This is a genomic window from Ectopseudomonas guguanensis (assembly GCF_900104265.1).
GTDB lineage: Bacteria > Pseudomonadota > Gammaproteobacteria > Pseudomonadales > Pseudomonadaceae > Aquipseudomonas > Aquipseudomonas guguanensis.
The window spans coordinates 157,122-168,995 of sequence record NZ_FNJJ01000009.1; the positions used below are offsets into that span (position 1 = coordinate 157,122).

Here is an 11,874-nt window from a genome sequence, read left to right on the forward strand (position 1 = left end):
GCTTCAGCCCACCAAGCAGGTAGTCGGTAGGGTGGACGACGCGCAGCTTGTCCACGTCGCCAATGGTGGACAAAAACAGCGTTGTCCACCCTACCGGTGGGAGGGGCTTTAGCCGCGAGCCTCCCGCGTTTTTTCAGAGCCCTCGCCCTGCTGAGCGGGCGAGGGTGCTCGATGCCGCCTATCCAGGAAGAACACGATGTCGGACGCACAGACACAGGACGTATTGGACAAGGCCGTCGCCGAAGGCGGCGCCTACGAGGTGCTGCAGCGGCGCCTGCAGGAGCAGGGCCAGCGCCTGCGCAGGTTGACCGAAACGCTCAACGGCCAGCGCCTGGCCGAGTTCGGCAGCAGCGCCATGGAAGCCATCGGTCGGGTACGCATCCGCACCGAGAACAACTGCATCGCCCGCGATATCGTCCAGGTCGGCGAGTGCCTGCTGTTCGGCTACAACGTGTTCCTCGGCCTGAAGAAGGAAACCAGCGTCGCCGACGTGTTCTCCCTCTACCGGCTGGTCGAGGGGCCTGAAGGCTATGAGGCCGAGCCGGTGCCGCTGGAGGGCAGCTTCCTCGCTCAGGCCAGTTTCGTTGCCGACTTCAACGAGCTGTATACCTACTACAAGAACACCCGCCTGCTGCAACTGGCCATTCGCGACGGCAAGCTGCTGGCGAGTTTCCAGATCGGTGAGCGGGTCAGTGACATCCGCGTGTTCCGCTGGTCGATCTCGGTCGATGGGCGCGAAGTGCGCTACATCGACAACCGCGGCGAGCGCGATATCGCGCTGCCGGCGCCGTTCGACTTCGAATGGCAGAAGACCTCCCGCGAGATGGTGGTCGCCGGCCGCCATCCGCACATGAACATTCTCGACACGGTGTTCGTCGAAACCGTCGGTGGTGACCTCACCATCAAGGTCGAGAACAACACCCAGGACGGCCTGGGCATCTACCGCGAGCCGGTGGTGGACAAGACCCAGTCGCTGGACGACGCGCAGATCGAATACGCCCGCCTGGGCAGCCTGATCCTGCTGAAGATCCTGCCTTACCGCGAGGAGCAGTGGCGCTACCTGGTGTTCAACAGCCTGACCAATCAGGTCGAGCGCATCGACGCCATCGGCCTGGCCTGCGTGCAGCTGCCGGAGGATCACGGCATCATCTTCCCCGGCGGCTACTACCTGCAGAGCGGGCAGTACAAGACCTTCGAGCAGCCCATGGGCGGCATGCGCTTCAAGCGCTCGGTGCGTTCGCCCAATGGCGAGGACGTGCAGTACATCTTCTACCACCCGGAAGAAGGCCGTTCGGCGCTGTTCACCTACAACATGATCAACCGACAGCTGCACAACCCGATCTTCGGCCACGGCTACGCGCGCCTGGAGGACGGGCGCATGGTGATATTCGCCGCCGAGGGCAGCGAGCCGACGCGCATCCACCCCATGCAGATCTGGCAGACACCGTTCGAAAGCGAGGATTATGCTGCCCGTCAGCCGGCGCGCAGCGGCTTCTTCGGGCGTATCGGCAATGCCGAGCTGGTGCGCGGCGTGTCCGATCTGCTCAACCTCAGCCGCGAGATCGACAGCCGCGAAGTGTCGGTGGCGCGCTACACCCAGCTGTGCCAGAACACCCGTCGCCTGTTCGACGTCTACCATTGGCTGGATGATGCCCAGTGCGCCGAGCTGGCGCCGCTGTTGCGCGAGATCGCTGCCACTGGCGAGCTGGTGCTCGACGAATTCGAGAAGGTCGAGAGCATCCGCCAACAATCGGCGCGCGCCATGGCCGAGGCCGAAACGCGGCAGAAGAGCCTGCTCTCAGGCCTGCTGGTGGACAGCTTTGACGAGGTGCAGCACTTCGTCGAGGCACTGAATGCCATCACCGCCCAGCGTGGCCAGTTGCTGACCATCCGCGACTATCGCTACATCGACGTGGCGCGCATCGATGCCATGGAGGCCGAGCTACTCGCAGCACAGGAGCGCGTGGCCACCGCCACCTCCACCTTCCTCGCCAGCGACGCCGCGCTGCAGCCCTACGTGCAGCGCCTGGGCGAGCTGGACGCGCTGGCGCAGAAGGCCGAGAGCGTCACCCAGCTCAACGAGCCGCTGTCCGAGATGCAGGCCATGGCCGGCAATCTCGACATGCTGTCGAGCCTGATGGCGTCGCTGAAGATCGACGACGCCACTCAGCGCACAGCCATCGTCGAGTCGATTTCCGAGGTCTATGCCCACCTCAACCAGGCCAAGGCGCGTGCCGAACAGAGGCGCAAGGGCCTGGGCTCGGCCGAGACCGTGGCGCAGTTCGGCGCCCAGTTCAAACTGTTCGGCCAGGGCATCACCAACGCCCTGGCGCTGGCCCAGGACCCGGAGAAGTGCGACGAGCAGCTGTCGCGTCTGCTGGTGCAGCTCGAAGAGCTGGAAAGCCAGTTCGGTGACCACGAGCAGTTCCTCAGCGACATTCTCGGCAAGCGTGAAGAGCTGCTGGAAACCTTCGAGTCGCACAAGCAGAGCCTGCTCGACGACCGCCAGCGCCGCGCCCAGGGCGTGCTCGACGCCGCCCAGCGCATCCTCGACAGCCTCGGTCGGCGCACCGCGCGCCTGACCCAGATGGAGGAGCTCAACGCCTTCTTCGCCGCCGACCCGCTGATCCTCAAGCTGCGCGAGATGGCCGAGCGCCTGCGTGAGCTGAAAGACAGCGTCAAGGCCGATGATGTCGAGGCGCGCCTGAAGGCTGCACGTGACCAGGCGGTGCGTGCCCTGCGCGACAAGAGCGAGCTGTTCGAGGAAGGCGGCAACGTCATCAAGCTCGGCCCGCGCCACCGCTTCAGCGTCAACACCCAGGAACTCGACCTGACCCTGATGCCGCGCGGTGATCAGCTCTATCTGCACCTGACCGGCACCGATTTCCTCGAACCGCTGCGCGACGAGACCCTGGAAGGTCTGCGTGATTACTGGCAGGTGTCGCTGGAGTCCGAATCGCCCTCGCTGTACCGCGCCGAATACCTCGCCGGCCTGGTGCTCGACGCCGCCGTGGCGGGCCGTGAAGGCCTCACCCTCGATCTGCTCAAGACCCACCTGGCGCAGCCGGAAACCCTGACTCGCCTGATTCGCGACTTCGCTGCACCACGCTACAAGGATGGCTTTGAAAAGGGCATCCATGACCATGACGCGGCACTGATCCTCGCCCAGTTGCTGCCGCTGCGCGAAAGCGCCGGGCTGCTGCGTTATGCACCGGCGGCGCGGGGTTTTGCCGCACTGTTCTGGAACCGCTGGGGGCAGGACATCGAGGCCGAGCTGTGGCCGGAGCGGGCGCGCAGCAGCCTGCACCTGCGCCAGTTGTTCGGCAGCGAGGACGGCGTGCAGCGCCTGCGCGAAGAGATCGATGCAGCCATGCAGCGCTTCCTCGCTCAGCATCCGTTGCCGGTGGACGCCGCACAGCGCCAGGCCGCTGCCGCCTATCTGGTGGAGGAACTGGCAGCCAAGCCGGTCGAATTCAGCTTCAGCAAGTACGCCCGGCAACTGCTCGACACCCTGCAGCAGCGCATGCAGGCCAGCCATGTCTGGGACGACTACCGCACCGCGCTGGACAACCTGCGTGGCCGCCCGGTGCAGCGCTGGTCGCTGGCGCAGACCTGGTTCGACGGCCTGTGCGCGCAGGACGCCGCCATGAATGAGCTGGCCGACTACGTGCCCGAGGCGATCGCCGTCAGCCTGCTGGATGAGGAATTTCCGCGGCGTTTCACCGAGGTCGATCTGCGTTTCACTGTCAGCGGCCTGCTCGGCGATCATCCGCGTGTGCAGGACGGCACCCTGCTGTTGGCCATCGACGATTACTTCGCCCGCCTGCAGCAACACCTGGATCACTTCGTACCGCAGCTGCAGCGTTACCAGGCACTGCGCCAAGAGGTCATCAACCGCGAGCGCGATGCGCTGCGCCTGAGCGAATTCAAGCCGCGGCCGTTGTCTTCCTTCGTGCGCAACAAGCTGATCAACGATGTGTACCTGGGCTTCATCGGCGACAACCTGGCCAAGCAGATGGGCACCGCCGGCGAGAACAAGCGCACCGACCTGATGGGCCTGTTGATGCTCATCTCGCCGCCCGGCTACGGTAAGACCACGCTGATGGAATACGTGGCGCACCGCCTCGGCCTGATCTTCATGAAGGTCAACGGTCCGGCCCTCGGTCACGAGGTGCGTTCGGTGGACCCTGCGCAGGCGCCGGACGCCACCTCGCGCCAGGAGCTGGAAAAGCTCAACCTGGCGCTGGAGATGGGCAACAACGTGATGCTCTATGTCGACGACATCCAGCACACGCACCCCGAGTTCCTGCAGAAGTTCATCTCGCTGTGCGACGGCACGCGGCGCATCGAAGGCGTGTGGAAGGGCAAGACCAAGACCTACGACATGCGCGGCAAGAAGTTCTGCGTGGTGATGAGCGGCAACCCGTACACCGAGTCCGGCGACGTGTTCAAGATTCCCGACATGCTCGCCAACCGTGCCGACATCTACAACCTCGGCGACACCCTGGGCGGCATGCAGGAAGCCTTCGCGCTGTCCTACATCGAAAACAGCCTGACTTCCAACCCGGTGCTGGCGCCGCTGGCCACCCGCGACATGGCCGACGTCTATCGCTTCGTCGCCAAGGCCGAGGGCAAGCCGTTCTCTGCCAACGAGCTGAGCCATACCTACAGCGCCGCCGAGATCAACGAGATCACCTCGACCCTGCAGCGCCTGATGCAGGTGCGCGACGTGGTCGGCCGGGTCAACCAGCAGTACATCGTCAGCGCCGCGCAGGCCGACAGTTACCGCACCGAGCCGCCGTTCAAGCTGCAGGGCAGCTACCGCAACATGAACAAGATGGCCGAGAAGATCAGCTCGGTGATGAACGATGCCGAGCTGCTGCAACTGATCGCCGACCACTATCAGGGGGAGTCGCAGCTGCTCACCGCTGGCGCCGAGGAGAACCTGCTCAAGCTCGCCGAATTGCGCGGCAACATGACGCCCGAGCAGGCCGAGCGCTGGGCGCAGATCAAGCGCGATTTCATGCGCAACAAGGCCATGGGCGGTAGCGATACGGACGTTGGCGGGCGTGTGGTGGCGCAGCTCAATGACCTGGTCGAGAGCGTGCGCGGCCTGGGCGCTGCCGGCAAGCCGACCAGCGAGGCGCCGGGCATCCCCTGGGAGCAGTTGCTGGCCGGCTTGGACAACCTCGGCAAACTGCGCCCGCAGGTGGAGGTGGTTGCGCCGCCACAGCCGGGCACGCAAAAATTGCTCGAAAGCCTGGCCGATAGCCTGGAAAACAGCTTCCTGCCGCTGATCAGGGCGATGGACAAGAAGATCGACATCGATTTGCGCACGCACAACCGCATGCTGGAAATCTCCGCCCAGCTGCGTGATCTCGGCACGCTGCTCGGCCAGGAGCGGCGCAGCGATGCCGCGGACGACGAGGCGCCGTGAGGCGAGGCTGGCTGGTCGAGTTGCGCCCGCTGATAGTGATCAGCGGCGCGATGCTGCTGGTGCAACTGGTCAATGGCGCCCTCGGCGGCGCCTTGAATCGCTGGGGCCTGGTGCCCCGGCATATCGAGGCGCTGCCGGGCATTTTCCTTGCGCCCTGGCTGCATGGCAGTTGGGCGCATCTGCTCAGCAACCTCAGCGGCCTGCTGGTGCTCGGTAGCCTGGTGCTGCTGCGCTCGCGCCGCGATTTCTTCTTCGCCAGTGCCTTCATCATCATCGGTAGCGGGATGCTGGTCTGGCTGTTCGGGCGTACCGGCCTGCACGTCGGTGCCAGCGGCTGGCTGTTCGGCTTCTGGGGGCTTCTACTGGCGCGGGCCTGGTTCGAGCGCAGCCTGCTCGACCTGTTGCTGGCGGTGCTGGTGTTCTTCCTCTACGGCGGCTGGTTCTTCGGCCTGCTGCCGCGTGCAGGCGTTTCCTTCGAATACCACCTGGCCGGCGCTTTCTGCGGTGTGCTGTACGCTGCGCTGACTCGTCGCCGCACTCAACGATGAAAAGGGACTTTTAATGGATTTCAATCGCCTCGATCAGCAACTGCGTGACAGTTTGGCCGACCTGCGTCTGAGCAACGAGGAACGCGACGAGCTGCGCCAGCTGGGCAGCGAGCTGAGTAGCGATCAGGTGCGCTTCATGCGCAACCGCGCCTTCGCCCTGGCCCGTGAGCTGATGCGTGAGCCGGCCAACATCGAACCGGTGCTGAAGTGGCTGGAGCAGGTGATCAAGACCCTCGACAGCGTCGGTAGCGCGCCCCGCGTGGAACATGCCAGCGCTCACTTCAGCCCGGGCGAGAGCTGCCGGCGCAAGATTCGCGAGCTGTGCCGCCAGGCGCGCAGCAGCGTGGATATCTGCGTCTACACCATCTCCGACGATCAGCTCAGCGAGGAAGTGCTCGCCTGTCATCAGCGCGGCATTGCCGTGCGGGTGATCACCGACAACGAAAAGCAGTTCGACGAGGGCAGCGATATCCAGTGGCTGCGCGACAAGGGCGTGCCGCTGCGCATCGATGCCGGGCCCTTCCACATGCATCACAAGTTCGCCCTGTTCGACGGGCGCCTGCTGCTCAACGGCAGCTTCAACTGGACGCGCAGCGCCACCACCAGCAACGAGGAAAACCTCCTGGTGATCGATCATCCGCAGCTGGTCGCGGCCTATGGCCGTGAATTCGACGCGCTCTGGGCGCGCTACGCAGGCAACTGATGGATCACCCTCACGCCCGCCAGCTGCTCGGCTTCTATCGCAGCTGCTACCTGGCCGATAGCCGCGACCTGGATCTGGACAACCTGAGCAAGCTGCCCGCCAATCGCTGGGCCTGGCTCGATGGGCGTGAGGAACTGGCCAGCGGAGGCTTGCCGCTGCTGCCATTGGCGGCCGAACTGGGCCGCAGCCTGGCCGAGGCGCAGGCGCTGTATCAACGCGAGCTGCAACTGGTTTACGGCGTGTTGCCGATCTGTGGCCGGCTGCAACTGGAAACCGGTGCCGCGCAGACGATTTGCGGCCCGCTGTTCTATTACGAGGCCAGCCTGCAGGCGACGGCCGACGGGCAGAGCCAGATGCTTGCCATCGACCTGCAGCGCGCCCATGGCAATTGGCGGCTGCTGCGCCGTCTGTACGATGAGAGCGGCAACGCTAGTCTCGATGATCTGCCGCTGCCGACCGGCATGCTGGACGCTGCGTCCCTGGGGCAGCTGCTGGCCTGGGTAGAGCGCAATACGCAGGTGGGCGAGGTCAGCGAAGCCGCAGGCTTCCCGCTGTTGGCAGAGGCCGATACCTTGGCCAAGGCTCAGCGCCGCCGCAGCCTGTCGCTGCAGTCCGGTGCCTTCGTCGCCCTGGTGCCGCGCGGCAGTGGCAGCCGTGGTATCGCTCATGAGCTGCAGCTGCTGCAGGACGCCGAGCGGCTGTCGCCTGCCTTGCTGCAATTGCTCGGTGAGAGGCCGCCCATGCAGACGGCAGGCTCGGCCAGTACGCCGCAGCGCCTGCCGGCGCAGCTCAGCGCGGCCCAGTGCCAGGCGCTGGCCAATGCCGCGCGCCATCCGCTGAGCCAGATTTCCGGGCCGCCCGGTACCGGCAAGAGCTACAGCCTGGCGGCCCTGGCCCTGGATCGCTACCTGCAGGGCGAGAGCGTGCTGCTGGTCAGTCGCAGCGCCCAGGCTGTGCAAGTGATCGCGCACAAGCTGCGCGAGGATTTCGGCCTGCGCGACGGCGTGCTGGAGGGCGATGGCCAGAGCCTGCGCCAGGTCCTGCGCGAGCGCCTGGAACGGTTGCTGCAGGGCGAATTCGAGTGGGTGTCGGAGCAGGCCGAAGAGCGCCAGCGCAGCGAGCTCCAGGTGCTGACCCAGGCCGAACAGCGGCTGTCGGTGGATTTTCGCCAACGCTGCGAGCAGGCCGTGCGCTGGAGTCGTCTGCTGCTGCGGGCCGAGCGCGGCAGCCTGGCGTTCTGGCAGCGCTGGCTGCAGGTGCCCTGGGTGCGCAAGCGTATCGGCACCAGCGTGCGCCCCTGGGCATTGCTGGACGAATTGCGCGATTGTCAGCGGCGCCGGCAGCAGCTCAGTCGCGAGCATCTCAACAGTCATCGCGCCCTGAACCTCAAGCGTCTGCTGGTCAGCGACCGCGCGCTGTTCGTGCGCTACAACCAGGCCATCCGCGCGCGCAGTTCGCAACGCCAACTGGCCCTGTTCGAGGACATCGACCCGGCACGCCTGCTGGCCGCCTTCCCGATCTGGGTGGTGACCCTGGACGAACTGCATCGGCTGCTGCCGCTGCGCCCGCAACTGTTCGACGTGATGGTGATGGACGAAGCGACCCAGTGCGACATCGCCTCGGCGCTACCGGCCTTCCAGCGCTGCAAGCGTGCTGTCGTCACTGGCGACGCGCGTCAGCTGCGGCATATCTCCTTTCTCTCCCGCGTGCGGGAGACGCAGCTGTTGCAACGCGCCGGTCTGCAGGCCGAGGAGCGCGAGGCCTGGAGCTACCGCGACAACAGCGTGCTGGATCTGGTCGGCTTGCAACTGGCCAGCCAGGAGGCGGTGGTCTTTCTCGACGAACACTTTCGCAGCCGCCCGGCGCTGATCCGCTTCAGCAACGAGCTGTTCTACGACCAGCGCCTGCGGGTGATGAAGGAGCGACCCGGCTTCGATGCCTGCGACAGCCTGCAACTGCTGCGCATCGAGGGCCAGCGTGGGCGCAACGGTGCCAACGAGGCGGAAGTGGAGCGGGTGCTGGAGCTGATCGCGGCGCATCTGGCCGAGTATCGCGGCAGCCCGCTCAAGCCCAGCATCGGCGTGCTGTCACCGTTTCGCGATCAGGTCGAGCACATCCGCGCGCGTATCGGCGAAACCCTGCCGCTGGAGCAGCTGCGCGAGTTTCGCCTGCTGGTGGATACGCCTTATGGTTTTCAGGGCGAGGAGCGCGACCTGATGATCCTCAGCTTCGCCATCGATAGAGCCTCGAGCCAGGCTGCGGCCTACCTGAATCGTGCCGACCTGTTCAACGTCGCCATCACCCGCGCCCGCGAGCGCCAGGTGCTGCTGTTCAGTGGCGACGAGCGCCAGTTGCCGGCCACTCACCTGTTACGCCGTTATCTGGAGTACCTCGAGAAGCCCGGCGCCGTCTGGCAGCCCGGCGCCACCGATGCGGCGCGGCAGAGCCTGTGCGAGGCGCTGCAGGCTCAGGGTGTCAGCGTGTGGAACCACTATCCGCTGGCCGGCCAGTTACTGGACCTGTTCTGTCGCCGTGGCGACAAATGCCTGGCCATCGACCTGATCGGCTTTCCGGGGGAGGGCGAAGGCTTCCTCGAGCTGGAGCGCTATCTGGTGCTGACACGCGCCGGTCTGGAAACCCTGCCGCTGAGCTACGGCCTCTGGCGCGAGGCGCCGGAGCAGGCGCTGCAGGCGGTGCTGGCGCGGCTTTGACGGTGGTTCAGGCCGCAGCCGGTTGCGGCCAGAAGTCGTCGCGGGTGAGTTTGTCGAGCAGCTTCTGATTCAGCTCGATGGCCACCTCGTCCTCGCTGTCATGCAGCTTCGCCAGCAACTTGTCGAGTGTCTGTTCTGGGTCGAAAAGGTTCGTGTAGCTCAGGTTTTCCACGGCATGATCGAGGTGGTCGTGTTCGACCAGGACCTGCTGCCATTCGGAGGCGGCACTGATGTCCGTCTCGATCTGGGCATGCAGCGAGCGGGCCTGCTCAAATTGGTCGAGCCGCACATAGGCGATGGCCAGCCCTTCCTGCAGCAGCGCCAGGTCGAACTCATCCAGGTCTTCATCGGGCTGGGCGCTGCGCAGCTTGAGTTGCAGGTCGTCCAGCAACTGCAGCGCGTCGTCCATGCGCCCCAGTCGTTTCAGCAGCATGGCGCGCTGCTGGAGGTTGAGCACCCGGTTGTAAAACGGCTGGCGGTCGCTGATGCGCTGCATTTCCTCCAGAGCCTGACGTATTTCATAGCTGTTGCGTTGGCGCTCGGGCAGGTGGGTCTGCATCTCCAGCTGCAACTCGATCATGAATAGGCGCAACTGATCGCGTTCTTCACCTGCGGGCAGCGCCTCGAGCTTGCGGTCGGCCTGGGCGAGCAAGGTACCAGCGATATCGGGATGGCTCTGTTCATAGAGCCTACCCAGTGACAGGCTCAGGTCGATGCGCAGCGCCTCATGCCTGGCCAGACGCTGGATATCCTGTTCCACGTTCTCGGTCTGGCCATGGTCGACTCGCCATCTGAGCAGGCTGAGGAGTAAACGGCCATGCAGGCTTTCGTCCGCCGCGGCGATGAGCGCTTCGGCCTGCTGCAGATGGCCGCGCTGAAGCAGCGTATCGAGCAGTTGCTCGCAGGGCGTGCCCCGCCACAGGGGGTCGAGGCGTTCGATCTGTTCGATGGCCTGCTCGCAGAGGCCGGCTTCGATCAGTGGGGCGATGAATGGGTTCTCACGCTCCAGCTCGAGCAGCGAGGCTCTTTCCAGCAGACGCTCGATATCGCCCAGGCGAGCCAGTTCGCGTGCATACATGTCCATGCCGAGCAGCGCCTGTGGCTCGGAGCCTTGGCTGAGTGTCCAGAACTGTTCCAGGCTATGGCGGGCCGCATCGGCATCGCCCTGCTCGCGTTGCAGGCGTGCCAACTCCAGCCACTGCAGTTCGGAGAGGCGTTCACCGCGTAGCAGGTGTTCCAGTTCACTGCGGGCGTCCTCGGGTTTGCCCTGGGCGGCCAGCAGTGCCGAGCGCAGCAGCGGCTCCTCGGGTAGCGCCTCGCCTAGGCGCTCCAGTAGCGCCGCAGCCTCATCGTCCTTCTCTGCGTCGACCAGTTCCTTGAGCAGCGTGACCAATGCCTGATGGCTGTGATGAGGGTCCAGGCGCGAACGCAGTGCCTGTGCTTCATCCAGCCGGCCGCGCTGCCAGAGCGTCGCATACAGAGGGGCATTGGCGACTTGCCAGGCATCACCTTCCAGGCGCGCGGCCAGCTGCAGCGCGAGTTCAGGGGAGAGCAGGCGCAACATGGCGATGCGATTGACCTGAGCGACCTCGGTCAGTGTCAGGCGGGCCGGTGTTCCGGCAACGGCCAGGCGAGGCTCCGGGCCTCCCCCCGAGGGCGAGATCAGCACCGAGACCACCAAGGCCATGACGGCTGCCGCGACTAACAGAATGAAGATGGTCTCCATGATACCTCCTTGTAAAAACGCTTCCCTGAGGGCCATCGATCATCAATGACCCGGCGTGGCGCTTTATACGGATCAGCGTGCGGGCTGACAACCGCGTGCTCGGTCATTTGCCAACCCGTTCATCCCCATGCGTCGGCACCGGGATGGCAATTCGCGCTAGACTTGCCGCCTTCCCGACCAGCCAAGAAGCCCGCCATGGCCCTGCCATCGACCACCTACAAGATCGAACTGAACCTCACCGACATGGACCGCAGCGTTTATGAAAACCTGCGTTTCACCGTCGCCCGGCATCCCTCGGAGACCGAGGAGCGTCTGGCGGCGCGGCTGATCGCCTATGCGCTGTTCTATCACGAGCAACTGGCGTTCGGCCGCGGCCTGTCGGATGTCGACGAGCCGGCGCTGTGGGAGAAGAGCCTGGACGATCGCGTGCTGCACTGGATTGAAGTGGGCCAGCCGGACAGCGAGCGCATCACCTGGTGCTCGCGGCGTACCGAGAAGTTTAGCCTGGTGGCCTACGGCAACCTGCGTGTATGGCAGGGCAAGTGCCTCGATCCGGTGCGCAGCCTGAAGAACATCAATGTGGTCGCCCTCGGCCAGGAAGCGCTGGCCGACCTGGCCCTGGACCTGCCGCGCTCGCTGACCTGGAGCGTGATGATCAGCGATGGCGAATTGTTCGTCACGGACGAGCGCGGCCAGCACGAAATCCCGCTGGAGTGGCTGGCCGGCGAGCGCGGCTGAGGCGGCTCGCC

Annotated in this window: 6 protein-coding genes; 5 read left to right on the forward strand and 1 reads right to left on the reverse strand. The window is 65.3% G+C overall.

Annotated features, from left to right (window positions below; translation table 11 throughout):
• Positions 1-196 precede the first annotated feature (196 nt).
• Genes BLS61_RS14775 through BLS61_RS14790 form a run of 4 tightly spaced genes read left to right on the forward strand, consistent with a single transcriptional unit; the run spans position 197 to position 9,399 of the window.
• On the forward strand, positions 197-5,437 hold the full coding sequence (locus BLS61_RS14775) for a DNA repair ATPase (protein ID WP_090432073.1): 5,241 nt from the start codon (positions 197-199) through the stop codon (positions 5,435-5,437).
• Positions 5,434-5,985: a rhomboid family intramembrane serine protease gene (locus BLS61_RS14780; RefSeq protein ID WP_090432075.1), complete on the forward strand. Its 552-nt coding sequence runs from the start codon at positions 5,434-5,436 to the stop codon at positions 5,983-5,985. Before BLS61_RS14775 ends, BLS61_RS14780 begins: the two co-directional genes overlap by 4 nt.
• A 13-nt stretch (positions 5,986-5,998) precedes the next feature.
• On the forward strand, positions 5,999-6,688 hold the full coding sequence (locus BLS61_RS14785; protein ID WP_090432077.1) for a phospholipase D-like domain-containing protein: 690 nt from the start codon (positions 5,999-6,001) through the stop codon (positions 6,686-6,688).
• A complete protein-coding gene (locus tag BLS61_RS14790) occupies positions 6,688-9,399 on the forward strand; it encodes a DEAD/DEAH box helicase (RefSeq protein ID WP_244157958.1) in 2,712 nt (903 codons plus the stop codon). Before BLS61_RS14785 ends, BLS61_RS14790 begins: the two co-directional genes overlap by 1 nt.
• 7 nt (positions 9,400-9,406) lie before the next feature.
• On the opposite strand, the gene BLS61_RS14795 is transcribed toward BLS61_RS14790, so the two are convergent.
• The gene (locus tag BLS61_RS14795) at positions 9,407-11,125 is read right to left on the reverse strand and encodes a hypothetical protein (RefSeq protein ID WP_090432080.1); all 1,719 of its coding nucleotides are present in this window, start codon (positions 11,123-11,125) and stop codon (positions 9,407-9,409) included.
• 195 nt (positions 11,126-11,320) lie between these two features.
• Here BLS61_RS14795 and BLS61_RS14800 point away from each other — a divergent pair, with 195 nt between their 5' ends.
• Positions 11,321-11,863 (forward strand): YaeQ family protein, encoded by a 543-nt coding sequence (locus tag BLS61_RS14800; protein WP_024309193.1) that lies wholly within the window; start codon positions 11,321-11,323, stop codon positions 11,861-11,863.
• Positions 11,864-11,874 lie beyond the last annotated feature (11 nt).

What these genes read in the sequence shown, in the direction of transcription:
- BLS61_RS14800 (WP_024309193.1), top strand. Translation starts at nt 11,321, where the DNA reads ATGGCCCTGCCATCGACCACCTACAAGATCGAACTGAACCTCACCGAC.
- BLS61_RS14775 (WP_090432073.1), top strand. Translation starts at nt 197, where the DNA reads ATGTCGGACGCACAGACACAGGACGTATTGGACAAGGCCGTCGCCGAA.
- BLS61_RS14785 (WP_090432077.1), top strand. Translation starts at nt 5,999, where the DNA reads ATGGATTTCAATCGCCTCGATCAGCAACTGCGTGACAGTTTGGCCGAC.
- BLS61_RS14795 (WP_090432080.1), bottom strand. Translation starts at nt 11,125, where the DNA reads ATGGAGACCATCTTCATTCTGTTAGTCGCGGCAGCCGTCATGGCCTTG.
- BLS61_RS14790 (WP_244157958.1), top strand. Translation starts at nt 6,688, where the DNA reads ATGGATCACCCTCACGCCCGCCAGCTGCTCGGCTTCTATCGCAGCTGC.